Source organism: Bacillus sp. OTU530 (assembly GCF_038440375.1).
In genome coordinates this window covers 26,498-43,982 of sequence record NZ_JASATP010000021.1, presented here as the reverse complement: position 1 = coordinate 43,982, position 17,485 = coordinate 26,498, and the positions used below count along the sequence as shown (strand labels likewise).

Below are 17,485 nucleotides of genomic sequence, written 5' to 3'. Positions count from 1 at the left end.
GCTAAGTATCAAAAACTTCAATTTTATTTATATGTATTTTACCTCTATAATCTGAAGAAACACAACTAGATAGAAAAGGATAGGTGAAACAAGGTGATTTTGTTGGGGGCTTTAGTAAACGGAATAGGTGTAAGTGTTGGTACTTTATTAGGCAGTCTGCTTCGTCGGATACCGGACAGTATGAAGGACACTGTTATGAATATAATGGGTTTAGCTATTATAGTCTTGGGAATACAAATGGGACTTAAAACCGAGAATTTTCTGATCGTAATTTTAAGCCTTGCCATTGGAGCAATCATTGGTGAGTTATTTGCCTTAGAAGATAAAATAAACCGCCTAGGGGGTTGGTTAGAGAAAAAAGTCGGCTCAAGTAAACAAGGAAGCATATCACAAGGATTTATAACAGGCACCTTAATATTCGTAGTTGGAGCAATGGGTATCATTGGTGCTTTAGATAGTGGTATGAGAGGGAATCATGATGTGTTATACACGAAAGCTATTATAGATACTGTTTTAGCAGCCATATTAACTACCACATTGGGAATCGGAGTGTTATTCTCTGCAATTCCAGTTATTTTATATGAAGGTTCTATTGCAATTTTTGCAACCCAAATTGATTATTTTATCCCCCAAGCGTTAATGAATCATTTTATTGGAGAAATTACAGCTACTGGCGGAATTATGATTATTGCTATAGGTTCAAATTTAATAGGGATTACCAAAATAAAAGTAGCTAACCTTCTTCCTGCATTGGTAGTGACTGCACTACTTGTTTCAATTGTTCACAGTTTTAACTTGCATTTCTAGAGGTACATACATTCAAAGGAAATGACTTCCTTTTTCGTTAATTATTTGTTGAGAATAATTGGCTTGAACAACCGCTTGGAATAAAGGATAGAAAAGAATGAGCGAAGACAAAAGAACAGGACTAGTTGCATGAACTCATTTTAAAACAATAACTGCCTACATCGAAGGTTATGTAAACAAGCAATGCCCTCCAAGTCAACTTGACTGGAGGGCGTTTTGATAGGCTCTTAGATACATTGAATCCCGATGATTTCTTATTATGTAAACGAAAAATGTACATAATATATACATATTTCGTTTACAGTTTTTGCTCTCATTAAAGTCTAATTAAGCTATATATGACTCCAATGCTTCGTATATTTCTTTATAAAGTTTCATTTAAATTTAAAGTTTATTGGATATCAAATTCTGTCTCCATTAAAAATGGAATTTTTCACAATAACATAATCGACATGGCGAATGGCATCTAATTTATTTCCGCCAGCGTAGGATATAGAGGATTGAAGATCTTGCTCCATTTCAGTTAGGGTGTCTATTAAGGAACCTTTGTGTTCGACTAAAAGCTTTTTGCCTTCGACATTTTTTCTTTCGCCCTTTTGAAACTCAGACGCTGAGCCAAAATATTCTTTATATATTTTTCCGTCCTTTTCAATTGTTTCTCCAGGTGATTCTTCATGTCCAGCAAATAATGAACCAATCATAACCATGGATGCACCAAACCGAACCGATTTTGCAATATCTCCGTGAGTTCTGATTCCTCCGTCTGCAATAATAGGCTTGCTAGCTGCTTTTGCGCACCAACGAAGTGCGGCTAACTGCCAACCGCCAGTTCCGAATCCTGTCTTAATTTTTGTGATGCACGCCTTCCCTGGTCCAATTCCAATTTTCGTAGCATCAGCGCCTGCATTTTCCAACTCACGAACAGCTTCAGGAGTCCCAACATTGCCGGCGATCACAAAACTGTTAGGTAACAATTTTTTAATATGTTGAATCATTTGAATTACCGCATTGGAATGTCCATGGGCAATATCGATTGTGATATATTCCGGTGAAAGCTGTTCATTTGCTAATTGTTGTACAAATCTATACTCTTCCTCTTTGACTCCAACGCTAATCGATGCAAACAATCCACGTGATTGCATCTCCTTCACAAAAGTCAGCCGTGTATTTGGTTCAAAACGGTGCATAATATAGAAGTAACCGTTTTCTGCTAAGAAAATTGCAACCTTTTCATCAATAATTGTTTGCATATTGGCGGGCACCACAGGTAACTTAAAGGTTCGTCCACCAAAAGTTACAGATGTATCACACTCAGAACGACTATTTACAATAGATTTTGCTGGAATTAGTTGTATATCCTCATAATCAAACACGTTATCCATAAATACACTCCTCAAATCAATATTAGAATAGGGTGGATAAAACTGCCCGTGAAAGTGAATATTTAACTTACTTTTTAGTAGTACGTTAAATGTTTCTGGAATTCCTCCTTAAAACAAAAAATTCCTAACTACAAATGGGTAGAGTTATCCCACCCATTCGTAGTTAGGAATTTTCGGTTCCTAGTAGAAACTCTTAGTCCGTATTACTAAGAATATACGAATGATAAGTCATTTATCTATAGGTTATTTTAAACGAACTTTATTCGTTTGTAAATAACTATTGTTCGTTTTTGTGTTCACTTTATTGTTGAATTTAAGAGTTAAGGGGAGGGTAAATAGGAATTCGTAATTTTTGGAGTGGTTTGTGATAGGGTCTTCTGATATAGGCATGATGATATGAGAAAGAGAGAGGAACCTAATCAGCAGGAAAAATAATAATGTACAGGATGGAGTTACTACTGAAAAGTCGGAGTCACCGACTTTTCAGTAGTATTTAAAGGAGCCGTTTTATTTGCTTCGCAAAATCCATTTGTTTCTATAACATTCTGTTGAAATTACTACTTGATTTTATAGTTTAAATTTAGATTTAAGGTAATGGTATACTCCATCTTCATCACAAGTAAATTCCGTTACATCATGGACTATTTCTTTAACGCGATCCTGAGCATTTTTCATGGCTACAGCATAGCCAACAAACTGTAACATCGGTAGGTCATTATCACTATCACCAATCGCCATAGTCTCATCCTCGGACAAATCAAAATGCTGTAGCATCTGTTTTATCCCTGTTGCTTTGTTCACGTTCGCAACCATCACTTCAACATTGTGGTCAGAAGAGATAGAGGTAGTAAAGTCAATTTCTTGTTTTAACTCATCGAGCTCATGTTTCCAGTTATTTATATGCTCTTTTGTTCTGGCAAAAAAATAAAATTTGGAAAATTCATTTGCTTCTATGCTATCTTTCCAATCAATTTCTTCTTTAATTGCCTGTTTACGTGACAGCCATTCATTAATCCCAACGCTGTCTGGCTTTGGATCTCTAATTTCATTTTCAACATATTGTTGATCTTGCTTCAATGTAACTCGAGATGTTCCATATGGGAAAAGCTCGTAATACACCTTGTTTTCTCTTGCTTTTTCAATAATGGTTTCCACTAGCTCGAGTGAAAGTGAATGTTTGAATACGACTTCCTTTCCAACATATCCTGCCATCCCATTTGAGGTAATGAACCCATCCACCTGAAAGCCCTCGGGTACTAATTCCTCTATTTCATCAACAGCCCTGCCTGTAGCTACAAAAACGAATATTCCTTGGTTTCGCAAGTCATCAATGATTTCTTTTGTGTGAATACTTACCTTGTTTTGATGGTTTAGTATCGTTCCATCCATGTCTAAGAAAATTGCTTTAGGTTTACATGTCACCACTATTCCCCCTGTTTGGTAAAAAAAGTTTATGGGGCAAGTATACACTTTGCTATTTCTAATCTCAATGAATATACGTGTTACATATCAAATTGCATTGTAGTCTAAGGATTCCATGCTAGATGTACAAAAAGAAAAAATGGGGGAGCTTGAATTCAATGGATCTCAAAAAAGGGGATTTGTCAGTGAAGGTTCCCTGATTTTTTTAACACTTTAAGAAAGTATAAATTTCTGGCTAGAAGCCAATTCGACGTAGTGAGAAATTTTAGGAATAAAGTATAAGTGTAGCTACGCCTCTGTCTTCGCCCAAAAGCAGGGCTCGCCAGTCGACGAGTTTTCTTTATAGTGGTACAACAGGAATCCTTTAATGTAGATTTAGCAATCGTGATGAGAAGGTTTTTGGAGAATTCAAAAGTAAAAGAGCGATTGAAAAAAATGCCTCACAGTTTGCTTTTTATTCATTTTCTGAACAGATGTTGAAGAGTAACATTAGTGTGATGGGATAGCTAAGCATAAGAGGAATAAAGGCATCTTTCGTTAAAAGGCATAATAAAAATCCCCTATCCAACTCTGTTGTAAGAATTGAATAGGGGATTCATACGTCTGTGTCTGGCTCCATTTCTTTACCTCATGTAGTTTAATGACTCACGATTATTCGAGTTTGTTCTGTAATTACTCAGTAACATAGGCTTTCTTATTCTTCATGTTTTCCAATACATCTTTCGCACTCGTATAAATATGATTCATGTTGTTCCTCAATTGTATCTCCACATTCGCGGCAGCTTTTTTCCGGCAAGTTATGATAAAAATCTAAATCTAACATCTTTATTACCCCCTGTTATAGTTTAGTTGTTTGTTAAATTGATTGTATTATAACAGATAGTCAAAGTCAATATCTGTTATATATAATTGTAAAAAATTTACATAATATTAAGATTTAGCTTAGAGGACTCATAGAGAATTTTATTTATTACTTGGATAGGTGTTGATATATTGAGCGATATTAGATTGAAGGAAGGGGCGATTATAGGATTTCAAATGTAATTAAAGCCAATGCACATAGTGTCATAGTTTTCTTTATAAACCCCAAAAGCGATTGTATTTACTTATAATCTTAATTTTTTATATTGGGATATACAAAACAGAAAAATAACCAATAATTTAAAAAAAGAGTAATTATCAATAATGAAATTACCGAAAGGATTAGCAAAAGACCTAAAGGAAACAATTAATCTTGAATTATGGGGGGAGATAGCTATGGATATATTTCGTTCAATTGGAAAAGGAGCTGGAACTGTTGGTGGAGGCTTGATAGGTGGTACGGTACGGTTAAGGTGGCAGGAAAGGCTGTCGGCAGTAAGTGGAAAGGTACTGGTGAATGGTTGGGGGATGTGAGCTTAATGACTAGAGTTTTATCATTTTCCAACAGAAGACCCCCACTTCAAGCACGTGGCGTTAGCGAGTAGGTGGGGGTAGTTCAATTATAGAACTTTGCTTAAAAATGCCTTTGTTCGTTCGTGCTTTGGATGACTAAATAATTCATTTGGCTCATTTTCTTCTACAATATAACCACCATCCATAAAAATAACACGGTTGCTTACTTCACGGGCAAAGCCCATTTCATGTGTGACGATAACCATTGTCATACCTTCGTTAGCCAGTTGTTTCATAACTTCTAGCACATCTCCAACCATTTCCGGATCTAATGCAGAGGTGGGTTCGTCAAAAAGCATGATTTTTGGCTCCATTGCCAATGCTCTAGCGATTGCAACGCGCTGCTTTTGTCCGCCTGATAATTCTCCTGGATAGCTTTGAGCTTTTGCGCGCAAGCCAACTTTATCTAACAGTTCCAATGCTTTTTCTTTGGCAATTTCTTTTGAGACAGAGCGTACCTTCATCGGGGCAATCATAATATTTTCTAATACGGTTTTATGCGGAAATAAATTAAAACTTTGAAAAACCATTCCTACTTCCTGTCTTACCTTATTAATGTCAATCTTTCGATCTGTGATGTCATAATTATTTATGACTACTTGTCCATCTGTAATATCCTCAAGTCGGTTGAGGCAACGAAGAAATGTGCTTTTGCCAGAACCGGAAGGACCTATTACGCAAACAACTTCTTTTTCCCCAATCTCTGCATTTATATCCTTTAGAACTTCAAGTTGTCCAAAGGTCTTTTTTAAATTCTTAACAATGATAATACTCATCTTAGTACAAGTCTCCTTTCAAAGAAATTGCCTAGCAGCGTTAACAAATAAATGAAGATAAAATAAATAACGCCTACTGTAAGCCAAATTTTAAATACTTCAAATGTGGCGGCTGCCTGAATTTGACCTTGTTGTGTTAAGTCGGCAATTCCGATAACCGATAGCAAAGATGTATCCTTTAAGCTAATAATGGACTGATTTGTAATGGTAGGGAGCATTCTTCTAAATGCTTGTGGTAAAACAATATAAATCATATTTTGAAAGCTTGTTAAACCTAGTGATCTGGCAGCTTCTGTTTGTCCCTTATCTACAGATTGGATACCTGCCCGAATAATTTCGGCAAAATAGGCGCCTGCATTAATTGCTACGGTAAAGATACCTGCTGAAGTATTATCTAATGAAATCAAATTTAAAGAGTTGAAACCAAAATAAATAAAAAATAGTTGCACGATAAAGGGTGTGCCGCGAATTGCGTCAATAAATACTTTTGCAAACCCATTGAGGACTTTTAAAGAAGACAATCGAAATAAAGCTACTATTAAACCGATAAGAAAACCTAATGTAATTGCTACAACAAAAATATAAAGGGTTGTTTGAAGGCCATCCAATAAATAAGGCAAGACATTCTTAATTATATCCACGCTAATCATATCCTTTCAGAAAATAAGGCGTCTTGAGCAGCACGCCTTATTTTTATTTCAATTTAAGAAAGTATAAATTTCCAGCTAGAAGTTAATTCGACACAGCAGGGGATTTTAGGGACAAAGTGCAACTACGCCTCTGCCTTCGCCAATCGGCGAGTTTTCTTTAAAATTGTTTATTTGCTAAGATATTTACTTACAATTTCATCGTATTTTCCATTCTCTTTCAGCTCTTTGAGACCTTTATTAATTTTTTCTAGTAATTCTTGGTTTGTCCCTTTTAATACAGCAATCCCATATTGATCTCCGTTTAGACGATCTCCAACCATTTTCAGCCCAAGATCTTTTTGAGCAATGGCATATGCAATAACAGGATAATCTTCTATAAGCACATCAGCATTTCCATTTGTTACTTCTTGAAACATTGCAGGGCTATCATTAAATTGAACAACTTTAAATCCTTTTTCACTAGATAGTTTTTGTACATATGTTGCACCAGTCGTCCCTTTTTTTACTGCTACTGTTTTCCCTTTTAGGTCATCAACAGTTTTGATTCTGTCATTTTCTTTTTTTACAACTAATACTAACCCTGCATCAAAATATGGTGTGGAAAAATCAACTACCTTTTTTCGTTCATCTGTAATACTCATACCCGCAATAGCGACATCCAGCTGCTTTGCCTGCATAGCAGGGATAATTCCTCCAAAGTCCATAGGTTTTAATTCGATTTTAAAACCTTGGTTTTTAGCTATTTCATTAATTAAATCAATATCAATTCCTTTGTATTGTCCATTTTCTTGATATTCAAATGGAGGATATGTTGTGTCTACACCAACCTTGTAAGTTTTGTTCTCTGTATTACCATTTTCCCTGCCGGTTGCTTGTGTCTGCTTGCTGCTGTTACAAGCGGCTAACAGTAGGCTCAACATCAAACATAAAATAACCACATAAGATTTTTTCATAAAAACTCTCCTTTTCTGTATGTATAACGATAGTTGTCATATTTTATGACAGATATCGTTATTTGATATAACGTTATCTTATTTATAAACTACATGAAAAAACAGAAACCTACAGAAACCTACATTTATTAAAAAATAAAATAGGTTTTACATGTGTAAAAAATGTATTTGAATGAAAGTGTGTTAGGAAATCTGACAAAAAGGTGGAATTGTAAAAGTGATTGCTTATAGCAGCGATTTCTCAAACATTATCTCTTTAAGCCTTCTTATATAGATGTTGGTTTGGATAAAGCTAGGAGAGAAATCTGCATGTTGTACCTCTCGGAGAAAGGAGAGCTCTTTTTAAACGGAATCCTAATATATATCAGTAGCCCACTCCGTAAATGATTGGAGGGTTGTTTGCGTAAATCACCATGCAAAGGAATAAAACAGCTATGATCGTTTTATTTTTCTTGGAATTACAAAGATGGTGTCATTAAAAAACGTAACAAAAAATGGAGTTTTTACCATTTAAAATATGGGATACGCACCCCCAACTTTTCATCAAAGTTTCATTAAAACCCATTAAGTTATTTCGTAGTGAAGCAACACATATGATAAGCAAAGTCATAGTGTGCTCACCTTATTGAAAAAATGGACAAAGGACGAGTGATTACATGGGAACCGCAATTGGAATAGATTTAGGAACGAGCAATTCTACAGCTGCTATTTACCGTAACGGGAAAGTGCAAAGCATTCCGATTGAAGGGAAAAGCATTTTGCCGTCAGTAGTATCTTGCAAAGACGATGGCCAGATCTTAGTAGGAAACTCAGCCAAGTCCCGGTTGTATATGGATCCGCAAAATAGTGTGGCCTCCTCTAAACGATTCATCGGTAATCCAAGTAAGGTCTACCATATTCAAAATAAACAAGTAACACCTATTGATATCGCACAGTACATTCTTGAAAAAATAAAAAACGAAGCAAGCAAATATTTGGGGGAAGAGGTGACAGATACTGTTATTACTATCCCTGCCTACTTTACTGAAGAGCAGCGTGAAGCGACGAAACAAGCAGGGGAACGAGCTGGATTGAAGGTTCTTCGTCTCGTCGCGGAGCCAACAGCTGCCGCCATCGCATATGGTCTCGATAGAGAACGTAATCAAACCATTATGGTGTATGACTTGGGCGGCGGAACATTTGATGTTTCCATCTTAAAAGTAGAAAACAATTCGTTTAAGGTCATAGCAGTAGATGGAGATACTGTGCTTGGTGGTGATGATTTTGATGAAATGATTGTGCAGTATTTACTCCATAGCATTCAAACAGAGACAGGATCTAATCAATATACGGAAGGGTCCTCGTCACTGCAACGAATCAAAGAAGCCGCTGAAGAAGCGAAGAAAGAGCTATCGGATAGTGATGTAGTAGACATTGTCGTGCCGGATATCTTTGGTACTCATATTGAAATGGAGCTAGATATTGATACGTTCAATCAAACAGTTCAGCCGCTGATTCAGCGTACCATCGAAAAAATGGAGGAGGTGCTGCAATCAGCCGGTTTAAGCAAAAGGGAGATTAGCAGAGTCATTCTTGTAGGCGGCTCGACTCGAATGAGAGCAGTCCAAGAGGCAGTGACAAAGCAAATCAAAAAACCATATATCGCAGACAATGTTGATGAAGTTGTCGCACACGGTGCGGCCATTATGGCGGCTCATTTGTCGGCACCTAGCAGGGATTCCGTACCTGTTCCAATTGTAGTAGAGGAAGTGACGGCCCATTCATTTGGAGTGGACATGATTGATGTGCAAGACCAACAATTGAAGGTTTTTCATTTGATTAAAAGGAATACGAAACTTCCTTGTGTCGGCGCTACGATTGGTTCAACGCTGCATCCTTACCAGCCGTCCATTCGGGCGGGAGTATTTCGGACAGAATCACAGGTGCCAGCAGAAGAAGCGAAGCTCGGGGAATTAAAGATGCCTGTTAGCATTCGTCCATATTATGTAAATGTTGTATCGCTATTTGAGCTCGATGAAAACGGTATTCTAACATTTTCTACCGCTGAAATTGGGAGACGCTCATTGCTTCTTTCTCGCTACAGGGAAACGAAAGAAGTCGATCTTGATATACTGAAGCTTATGATTGCTCAAGGAGAGATTACTCCGAAAAAAATTGTAATTGATACGAATAAAGTGGAGGTTTAAAACATGACGATTGTAGAAAAAAATAGCCCATATGTATTAGGAATTGATCTAGGTACTTCAAATTCAGCGGTTTCCATTTATCGAAAAGGAACACCGCATATTATCAGACTAGGGAAGGAAAGCACGATTCCGTCAGTTGTTAGTTTTCGTTCCGAAGGGGATATCCAAGTTGGCGAAACGGCAAAACGGAGAATCTTAATCGATCCTGAGCATACGATTTCATTTATTAAGCGTGAAATGGGAACAGAGTGGACAAAAGAATTTTATGGAAGATACTATCGACCTGAGGATATATCAGCAGAAATTTTATCGAAAATGAAAGAGTACGTTATGAACCAAGAGGAGATTGATTTAAAAGGGACACCGGCCTATGCAGTCATTTGTGTTCCAGCTAACTTTGATGACAATAAAAAGCGGGCCACAAGAGAAGCCGCGGGGTTAGCAGGATTTCACGTCACATATTTGCTTGAGGAGCCGGTTGCTGCAGCGATTGCATATGGCATGGAAACAGGACGAGATCAAACCATTATGGTGTATGATCTCGGGGGCGGAACATTTGATGTATCCATTTTAAAAGTAGATAGTGTTTCGGAGGAGACGCAGGCCGTATTTACAATCCTCTCAAAGGAAGGTGAACCGAAGCTTGGCGGATATGATATTGACAGAGTCATTATGAAGCTTGTAGCTGAGGACTTTAAACAAAAAAGTAAGTTGGATTTACTCGATTTAGAAGCAGATCAGGGAGTAGCGGCTGCTGACTTGTTGGAAGCACAGCAAAAATTGCAAGAAGCATGTGAGCAAGCAAAGAAAGAATTATCCGAGACTGATGTAGCGGTGCTTGAGATTGCGAATGTCATTAAGGATGAGTTTGGCGTTATACACCATATCGAGTATGAATTAACAAGAGAAGCATTCGAAAGAGCGATCGATCCATTAATTGAACAAACCATTCATACGATGAAAAAAGCTATTGAAAATGCAAAGCTTGATATCCGTGATATTTCCCGAGTTATTTTAGCAGGGGGCTCTTCCCGTATTCCTTTAGTCAGTCAAAGGATTAAGCAATTATTGAATAAAGAACCATATGCTAATATTGATCCGGATACAGTAGTAGCGCAAGGGGCAGCTATTTTTGGGGCAAGCCTTGGAGTGCCGACAGACAAGCTGGATGAAACAAACGAGGTTGAACAAGAAGACAAACCGAATGCGGAGATTGAAATGAACAATATTGTTACCCATCATCTCGGCATTGAAGTTCGCGGCGGGCGTTTTAATCCAATTATTGAAAAAGGAATTGAACTAACGAAAGAGCAGCCTATTGTATTAATGGAGAAGGTTTATAGTACATCAGAGGATGATATGACAGAAATGAGGATTTCAGTTTTTCAAACCCCTGAGATTGTTGAATATGTGAGCGATCAACAATGTGTTTGTATCGGAGAATTTTTTCTGGTAGGGATTCCGTCGGCACCAAAAGGAACCCATCGGATTACGGTTCGGTTTGAAGTGAATCAGCAAAATGAAGTTATTGTCAACGCTGCCTTGAACGGCGCAGAAGAGGTTACAAGTCAAATGACTATTCAAAGAGGCTAGGGACTTAAATATGAAAAATTTAAAAAGTTTAATAGAAAGTTTTAATGAACTTCAAGCATTATATAAGCTGAAAAGAGAACGATTAGACAATTGGAAAGAGCAGTTTCAGCAGTTGGAGCAAGAAGTGAAGAGATTAATGATGTCCTTTGAACAGTATTATGAGCAGTGGGGAGTTAGTGGACAATTTGAGGACGAGATAAAAGAAAAACTAAATAATCGGCGTGAAGGCATTCGCTTATCTGTCAAAAGCGTAAATCGGCTGTTCCGGAAGCTTAATCCTGAAAAGCCGTTAGAAGCTGGCAATGCAGCATTCATATTCGAGGAAGGATTGGCAGATAGGCTATCAATCAGCCGATGGAAGGCTCTAAAAGAGGGAGCCTTACAAGATCCCCCATTACATCTAGAAAAAGATGGGGTATGTAAGGAGTCCGTAGGCGATGTGAAGGTTGACAAAGCCGTGGGGAACAAAGATGCAAAGGTTCCGGCAGGTGAACAAGAATATCTTGAGTTTACCCTAGAACAAGGGGCCAATACCGTCCACAATATAATGGAAGAAACTATTCTTTTCAATCGCGGCATAGTGGACGAGTTAGACAGCGCTATTGAAACAGCTGAAAAAAGATTTGTGACATTCATGGAGAAAGGCGTAGCTCCGATTATGGATGGCTTATACAGCGGAAAGCATTATGCAATGGACTTAACAGCGGAGCTAAGAGAAGCTGGATATGAGCAGATTGAGAAAGTAGAAGAGTGGCTCATGATTTATAATGTATTGCTATCAGAGCTTCAGGTTCTTTTTGATCAATTTGCTGTTACGTTATTTGCGCCAGCTGTAGGGGATATATTTGATGAATATCATCATGATCCAATTGGAGTAGTGGAAGACTTTAATTATCAAAACGAACAGATAAAAGAAGTTGTTCGGTATGGTTTACTGTATCAGAAAATGATTTTTAATCAAAACGCCTTTCTCATTCGACCTGCTCAGGTGATTGTTGTTAAAAATAAAGTGCAAAACATAATAGAGGAGCAAAGAGGGACGAGCGATGAGAGTGGACAATGAAAAGAAACCAGTCCTTGGCATTGATTTAGGCACGACCTATTCGGCAATTGCGAGGTGGACGGAGAAAGGGCCAAAAGTATACCAGAATCCAAGAAGAGAATATACCTGGGCATCGGCTGTTTACTATGACGAGCGCCAAGATAAGCCATTAGTCGGAAACCTTGCCTTAAAACGCGCACTGATCGACCCGGAAAATGCAGTAATTGGCGTGAAGCGAATGATGGACAATGGTACACAAAAAATCCGTCTTGGCAGTAAAGAGTTTACACCGATTGAAATTTCTTCCATGATTTTACGAGATGTGTATGAGTATGCGGAAAAAACAACACCGGGATTTAATCCTGCAGGTGTTGTCGTAACTGTTCCATACTATTTTACGGCCCTTCAATGTACAAACACATCAGAAGCGGCTTCGTTAGCTGGCCTCAATGTGTTAGGCATCATTCAAGAACCTGTTGCAGCAGCGCTTGCATACGGAATTCATGAAGAAGAAACCATGCGTGATGAGGTAATTATGGTATTTGATTTAGGCGGAGGCACTTTTGATTTAACGATCTTCCGTTTACTAAACAGTCTAGAAAAATTAACGTTTGAGGTGCTTGCGACAGGGGGAGATGACCGTCTTGGAGGCTTAGATTTTGATAAAAGCTTTGCAGAGTTGATTAAAGAGAAGGCGGGAATCGATGTTTCAGGACTTTCTCATGAAAGCAAGATTAAAGTAGAAGCGGCTTTTATGGAAGCGGCAAAAGAGGCAAAGGAAATATTATCTTATGAAGAATACACTGATATTATTAAACCAAATATATTACCGGGACAGCATATTGAAATAGAAATTGAACGAAAAGAGTTTGAGCAGTGTATAGGGAGTTATTTTGCCAAAATGGATGTGATTATCGACAACGTGATTGAAAACGCTTCGTTGTCTAGAAATGATATTAACCGTGTGATAAAAGTTGGAGGATCAAGCCGCATTCCCAAAATTGATGAGCTGCTTTCCAAAAAGATTGGTGCGGATAAAATCTTCGGAAATATCGATCCGGATCTTTGTGTTGCGGAAGGAGCAAGTATCTATGCAGCTTTTTTAGACGAACGGATTCAATGGGCAAAAAAAATTGATATTAAGACAGCCACTGCTCATGCACTTGGCGTAGGGTTAGGGGACGGGCGGTTCAGTGTGTTAATCCCGAGCAATCGTCAAACTCCATGTGAAGCATCGCGCATATTTACAACGAATGTTGATTATTGTGAGGAAGTAGACATTGATGTGTATCAGGGTTCTTCACAATTTACGAAAAACAACAAAAAAATCGGAACCATTCGTGTTTCCGGGTTAAAGAAATATCCTGCAGGAGAGCTGGACATTCATGTTACGTTTCGGATCAATCAGCAGCAAAGCGTTTCGGTGACTGTTGTACAAAAGGAAAGCAATATTCGGAAGATTGAAAGTGTTAAACTGACATAAATGAATATGAATGCATTGACCGTGGATGAAAGGCGTCAATCATCACACAAGTGCACTAAGTCTTTTACCGAGATACTAGCTATTGTCAAATATATGGAGAAATAGAGAGACAGGTATTTTGAGATACTCCTTTTACAAAATGTTCTGCCTAAAAGGTGTGGTGATGCACGTTGAGAATAGATGGTTATAAGCTAGAAAGGGAGATTTTCGCGAATAAACACGGCTTGTCCGTATATGAAGTAACGAGTTTGGCTGATGGTCAACGTTATATTTTAAGATTACTAGATGCATCCAGCCAACGAAATGGCTTTCAGCCGGATAATTGGTATAACATTTATGAGCGATACCAATTGACCATTACAAACTTTAAACATTTGCCCCGGGTTTTTTCTATTAATATGATAGATGAGTTTCGGTTATATACCATACTGGAAGGGGAGCAAGGGAACACACTAGCGAGGAAAGGAACCATTGGACGAGATGAAATTTTGCAGCTAATTGATGCTGTGTATCATCTTCATCAAAAGAAAATGGTCCATGGATCGGTTTGTGCTGAGAATATCTGGCTTACGAATAAAGGACGCGTTATTTTGTATGGTGCCGGAGAATCAAAAGCCATTTATGGAAGCGGACAAGCCGATATGATTTCGGATATTAGGCAACTAATCAATGTAATTTGTCAATACGCTAGCTTACATCCTGAGATCATGCGAAATCTAAAGACTGAGAATCCAAAAACCATAGAAGAATTCGAAGCAATCATATGGAAGGAGGAGCAGTCAAGAACTATAAAGAACGAGCAAATAAAAGGCGGGCTCGTTGAAAAAGGGGAGCTAAGCTTAGCAGAGGAAATATCAAGTCAAGCTTCGAAGAGAGAAAGCGAGCATGTTTGGCAGTCTGAGGAGGTGCGTATGCCTCTTCATCAGGCTGCAGGAAAACGAATCAAACCAGAGGAAGTATCAGGTCTAGCTTTGGAGAGGGATAAGGAAGTACGTATAGCTCCTAATAAAACAGGGGCTGTTCATGATACAAGAAAACAAATCAAACCAGACGAAATATCAGGTCTGTCTTCGAAGAGGAAAGGCGAGCAGAGTTGGCAGTCCGAGGAGATACGTATCCCTTTCAAGAAAACGAACTCCCCCCATGAGGCAAAAACACGGACTAAACAGCGAGTGAAACGGAAAAATCCCTGGCCATGGATTCTTATTGTCGGTATGGCAGGAGCCATCGCTTTATTATCAGATCATGGATGGTCCCCTAACTCGATCTTTCCAAGGGTAAAAACTTCAGAGGAACGGCCCGTTGCTGTAGAGTCGTTACCTTCCTTTGAGGAGCAAGAGCAACCAGTTGCAATACCGGATGAACAAACAGAGGGAAATGATGATGAGGAACAAACAGATATACAGGAGGAAGAAACTGAGGAAAAGAGTGCTCCAGTTGCGTATACAAAAAAGGATGTAGAAGCATTTATGCAGGAATATGCTACTTTAAGAATGAAAGCATTAAACGAGCACAATTTTTTTGTTGTGGAAGATTTGCTAGATACAGATGGTCCTGTTTATCAAGAATTGTTCGATGATCAAAATCAGGTCGAAAGCAATGGGATAAAGGAAAAAATGTTGAACTTTGACATAAGTGCTATTCTGCAGATCGATTCGTCAACTTATCAAGTTTCAACGTCTGAAAAGTATGATTTTATCGATAGCAATAGTCAAAAAGAAACCAAGGTGTTTAACGGTGTTTACATCGTAAAGGTATTAGCGGATGATCAATTAGCTATTAATAAGAGGTCATATGAACAGGCGGCGGCGGATTCTGTTCAAGACAGCATGGGAAAATCAGAATCCGCCAGTGAGGAAGCTATTACAAAAGAGGATATTTCTGCGTTTATGGCAGAATATATGAAGACATGGGGAGAAGCGCTCGGGCAGCGTGACTTTTCTTACGTAGAAGAATTACTTGATCCCAATGCAGCAGTCTATCAAAATGTCTCTAACCATATTCAAGCCTTACGCAGTAATGACACTTCGGAAGAGTTGCTGACATATAGAGTTGGTGATTTTACCAAACTAGATGAGACAAGCTATAAAGTGATGGTTTCTGAGAAGTACCGTCTTACGGATAGTGACGGAAAAAAGGAAGTGAAAACCATTAATAATGAATATGTACTCATACAGTCCGATGGTCAGCTACTCATCCATGAACAGTTGAAAACCGGGCCGGTGGATGAAGAGAGTGCAGATCATTAGTTTCATTCTGGACCTTCCTACAATGCAGAAAAGAACTCTCCAGGAGAGTTCTTTTCATTTTATTCATATGTTCTTTTATGATTCTTCTTAATATATGTTTTGGCGGCTCAAACTTTAGTTACGGACTTGCTTATAGTTTTAAATAGATACCCCGAAAAGAAGTTCTCTTCTTATCCTTGCTTGGATAGTGCATATTCTTCTATTCCCGCTGCCATGAGTTCCATTAAGTTTGTTAAATATTTTGCATCAGATAGCTTTTGATCTTCCTCAGGATTACTCATAAATCCAATTTCGGGTAAAATCACTGGAACGCGTGACCAGTTAAATCCTAATGATCATACTTATTCATATAGTAGGTCTTCTGAAAGGTTATGGTAACAACCTTATCCATGATCAATATTGTAGGATATCGAATGATTATTAGTAATGTAGGAGATACAAAGATTTTTAGAATAAGAGATAAGAAACTAACATTATTGTTTAAGGTCCATACAGTAGCCTGGTCACAGTTTGAGCTTGGCATAATTAATGAAAAACAATTAAACGAGCATAAGCAAAAGCACGTTTTAACGAAAGGGATAGGGGGAGCAGAGAAAATAGCTCCTTATTTTGCTAAGGAGCTCGTAGAGGATCATGATATCTACTTAATCTGTTCAGATGGTGTATATAACTTTTTATCTGAGGATAAAATGATAGAGTTATTTTCTACAGAGAGAACGTATACCAATCAGGAATTGGACGAAATTTGTAAAAAATGTGTTTCCATTGCTTTTCAGAATCAAGCCGATGATAATATGTCAATTATCGCCGTTCAAATTTGATAGATAAGAGGGGAGTTGTCAATGAAAAAGTATGTTTTAATTAGCAGCTTGCTTTTATGCTTGCTTGGTGTATTTACTTACCTGATTTCTCCAGTAAAGGAGCTTGAAAAAACGAAGTATAAGGGTACTACTCTTCAATCCCTGCTTAAAGGTGCCCAGGGAAAAAATTCAGTTGTGCAACGTAGTCAATCAGAATTTCAAATCAACTATCAGTTTTCCGAAAAGCTTTTGAATGAATTTATTAAATATCAAATTCAGCTTGCGGATCAAGGGATAGAGGAAATAGAGCTTGAACTTAAACCAAACCTTATTACATTACATGTAAATAAGAAGTTAGGGTTCCTTAAAACTCAATATATCATTGAATTAAAGCCAAAGGTTTCAAATGGTGTGCTATCCCTACAAGTCATTGACAGTAAAATGGGACGGTTACCTCTGCCCTCTTCGCTCATTTTGAGCAGAATCAACTTAGGAGATATTCCTTCTGTAGAAATAGTTGGCGATCAGATCGTTTTATTCAAAACTCTTCCTAAAGCAATGCAATTTCAGGATGTAGAAATATCAGACAAAAACCTTAAGGTGGTAATGAATATAAAGATAACATCAATTACAGATCTTATGGAGATAGGAGCTTTTATGATTCCTTATGGGATTAATCTGATAGAAAAGTTCGGCTGATCCTTTTCT

The 17,485-nt window shown here is 37.9% G+C and carries 16 protein-coding genes and 1 riboswitch; of the genes, 9 read left to right on the top strand and 7 right to left on the bottom strand.

Translation table 11 applies throughout. The features are described 5' to 3' along the window. The first annotated feature begins 93 nt into the window (after nt 1-93). Nucleotides 94-807, top strand: a complete 714-nt coding sequence (locus AAHB12_RS16580) for a DUF554 domain-containing protein (RefSeq protein WP_129725983.1) — start codon at nt 94-96, stop codon at nt 805-807. Nucleotides 808-1,208: 401 nt separating this feature from the next. On the opposite strand, the gene guaC is transcribed toward AAHB12_RS16580, so the two are convergent. From guaC to yhfH, 3 genes are all read right to left on the bottom strand, one after another. Continuing rightward, the gene (guaC, locus tag AAHB12_RS16575; protein WP_342046089.1) at nt 1,209-2,189 is read right to left on the bottom strand and encodes a GMP reductase; all 981 of its coding nucleotides are present in this window, start codon (nt 2,187-2,189) and stop codon (nt 1,209-1,211) included. Nucleotides 2,190-2,329: 140 nt separating this feature from the next. Continuing rightward, nucleotides 2,330-2,429: riboswitch (purine riboswitch) on the bottom strand. Nucleotides 2,430-2,756: 327 nt separating this feature from the next. Continuing rightward, nucleotides 2,757-3,611: an HAD family hydrolase gene (locus AAHB12_RS16570; RefSeq protein WP_342046088.1), complete on the bottom strand. Its 855-nt coding sequence runs from the start codon at nt 3,609-3,611 to the stop codon at nt 2,757-2,759. Between the two features lie 694 nt (nt 3,612-4,305). Continuing rightward, on the bottom strand, nt 4,306-4,434 hold the full coding sequence (gene yhfH / locus AAHB12_RS16565; protein WP_129725986.1) for a protein YhfH: 129 nt from the start codon (nt 4,432-4,434) through the stop codon (nt 4,306-4,308). A gap of 434 nt (nt 4,435-4,868) precedes the next feature. On the opposite strand from yhfH, the gene AAHB12_RS16560 reads away from it, so the two are divergent. Continuing rightward, nucleotides 4,869-5,006, top strand: a complete 138-nt coding sequence (locus AAHB12_RS16560) for a hypothetical protein (RefSeq protein WP_165350631.1) — start codon at nt 4,869-4,871, stop codon at nt 5,004-5,006. A gap of 86 nt (nt 5,007-5,092) precedes the next feature. Here AAHB12_RS16560 and AAHB12_RS16555 read toward each other — a convergent pair whose 3' ends face one another. The 3 genes from AAHB12_RS16555 to AAHB12_RS16545 all read right to left on the bottom strand — a co-directional run bounded on the left by AAHB12_RS16555 (nt 5,093) and on the right by AAHB12_RS16545 (nt 7,424). Beyond that, nucleotides 5,093-5,821, bottom strand: a complete 729-nt coding sequence (locus AAHB12_RS16555; RefSeq protein WP_342046087.1) for an amino acid ABC transporter ATP-binding protein — start codon at nt 5,819-5,821, stop codon at nt 5,093-5,095. Then, the gene (locus AAHB12_RS16550; RefSeq protein ID WP_129725988.1) at nt 5,818-6,462 is read right to left on the bottom strand and encodes an amino acid ABC transporter permease; all 645 of its coding nucleotides are present in this window, start codon (nt 6,460-6,462) and stop codon (nt 5,818-5,820) included. Before AAHB12_RS16550 ends, AAHB12_RS16555 begins: the two co-directional genes overlap by 4 nt. Before the next feature lie 176 nt (nt 6,463-6,638). Continuing rightward, complete coding sequence (locus AAHB12_RS16545; RefSeq protein ID WP_342046086.1) at nt 6,639-7,424, bottom strand: transporter substrate-binding domain-containing protein; 786 nt, start codon at nt 7,422-7,424, stop codon at nt 6,639-6,641. Nucleotides 7,425-8,080: 656 nt separating this feature from the next. On the opposite strand from AAHB12_RS16545, the gene AAHB12_RS16540 reads away from it, so the two are divergent. The 5 genes from AAHB12_RS16540 to AAHB12_RS16520 all read left to right on the top strand — a co-directional run bounded on the left by AAHB12_RS16540 (nt 8,081) and on the right by AAHB12_RS16520 (nt 15,977). Then, a complete protein-coding gene (locus AAHB12_RS16540) occupies nt 8,081-9,610 on the top strand; it encodes an Hsp70 family protein (RefSeq protein WP_342046085.1) in 1,530 nt (509 codons plus the stop codon). Nucleotides 9,611-9,613: 3 nt separating this feature from the next. Beyond that, complete coding sequence (locus tag AAHB12_RS16535; protein WP_342046084.1) at nt 9,614-11,203, top strand: Hsp70 family protein; 1,590 nt, start codon at nt 9,614-9,616, stop codon at nt 11,201-11,203. Nucleotides 11,204-11,213: 10 nt separating this feature from the next. Then, nucleotides 11,214-12,266 (top strand): nucleotide exchange factor GrpE, encoded by a 1,053-nt coding sequence (gene grpE / locus AAHB12_RS16530; protein WP_342046083.1) that lies wholly within the window; start codon nt 11,214-11,216, stop codon nt 12,264-12,266. Next, nucleotides 12,250-13,728 (top strand): Hsp70 family protein, encoded by a 1,479-nt coding sequence (locus tag AAHB12_RS16525; RefSeq protein ID WP_342046082.1) that lies wholly within the window; start codon nt 12,250-12,252, stop codon nt 13,726-13,728. Before grpE ends, AAHB12_RS16525 begins: the two co-directional genes overlap by 17 nt. A gap of 170 nt (nt 13,729-13,898) precedes the next feature. After that, nucleotides 13,899-15,977 carry a TcaA NTF2-like domain-containing protein gene (locus tag AAHB12_RS16520; RefSeq protein ID WP_342046081.1) on the top strand — a complete coding sequence of 693 codons (2,079 nt, stop codon included), beginning with the start codon at nt 13,899-13,901 and terminating at the stop codon, nt 15,975-15,977. Between the two features lie 170 nt (nt 15,978-16,147). On the opposite strand, the gene AAHB12_RS16515 is transcribed toward AAHB12_RS16520, so the two are convergent. After that, nucleotides 16,148-16,258: a hypothetical protein gene (locus AAHB12_RS16515; RefSeq protein ID WP_410775547.1), complete on the bottom strand. Its 111-nt coding sequence runs from the start codon at nt 16,256-16,258 to the stop codon at nt 16,148-16,150. Nucleotides 16,259-16,348: 90 nt separating this feature from the next. On the opposite strand from AAHB12_RS16515, the gene AAHB12_RS16510 reads away from it, so the two are divergent. Together AAHB12_RS16510 and AAHB12_RS16505 are read left to right on the top strand one after the other, a co-directional pair. Continuing rightward, nucleotides 16,349-16,798, top strand: coding sequence for a PP2C family protein-serine/threonine phosphatase (locus AAHB12_RS16510; RefSeq protein ID WP_342046080.1), 450 nt, complete (start codon nt 16,349-16,351; stop codon nt 16,796-16,798). Nucleotides 16,799-16,819: 21 nt separating this feature from the next. Beyond that, nucleotides 16,820-17,476 (top strand): hypothetical protein, encoded by a 657-nt coding sequence (locus AAHB12_RS16505; protein ID WP_342046079.1) that lies wholly within the window; start codon nt 16,820-16,822, stop codon nt 17,474-17,476. Nucleotides 17,477-17,485: the final 9 nt, after the last annotated feature.

Bases quoted from the DNA above. Each gene is read 5' to 3' on its own strand.
- guaC (WP_342046089.1), bottom strand. From the start codon at position 2,189: ATGGATAACGTGTTTGATTATGAGGATATACAACTAATTCCAGCAAAA.
- yhfH (WP_129725986.1), bottom strand. From the start codon at position 4,434: ATGTTAGATTTAGATTTTTATCATAACTTGCCGGAAAAAAGCTGCCGC.
- AAHB12_RS16560 (WP_165350631.1), top strand. From the start codon at position 4,869: ATGGATATATTTCGTTCAATTGGAAAAGGAGCTGGAACTGTTGGTGGA.
- AAHB12_RS16555 (WP_342046087.1), bottom strand. From the start codon at position 5,821: ATGAGTATTATCATTGTTAAGAATTTAAAAAAGACCTTTGGACAACTT.
- AAHB12_RS16545 (WP_342046086.1), bottom strand. From the start codon at position 7,424: ATGAAAAAATCTTATGTGGTTATTTTATGTTTGATGTTGAGCCTACTG.
- AAHB12_RS16540 (WP_342046085.1), top strand. From the start codon at position 8,081: ATGGGAACCGCAATTGGAATAGATTTAGGAACGAGCAATTCTACAGCT.
- AAHB12_RS16535 (WP_342046084.1), top strand. From the start codon at position 9,614: ATGACGATTGTAGAAAAAAATAGCCCATATGTATTAGGAATTGATCTA.
- grpE (WP_342046083.1), top strand. From the start codon at position 11,214: ATGAAAAATTTAAAAAGTTTAATAGAAAGTTTTAATGAACTTCAAGCA.
- AAHB12_RS16525 (WP_342046082.1), top strand. From the start codon at position 12,250: ATGAGAGTGGACAATGAAAAGAAACCAGTCCTTGGCATTGATTTAGGC.
- AAHB12_RS16515 (WP_410775547.1), bottom strand. From the start codon at position 16,258: ATGAGTAATCCTGAGGAAGATCAAAAGCTATCTGATGCAAAATATTTA.
- AAHB12_RS16510 (WP_342046080.1), top strand. From the start codon at position 16,349: ATGGTAACAACCTTATCCATGATCAATATTGTAGGATATCGAATGATT.
- AAHB12_RS16505 (WP_342046079.1), top strand. From the start codon at position 16,820: ATGAAAAAGTATGTTTTAATTAGCAGCTTGCTTTTATGCTTGCTTGGT.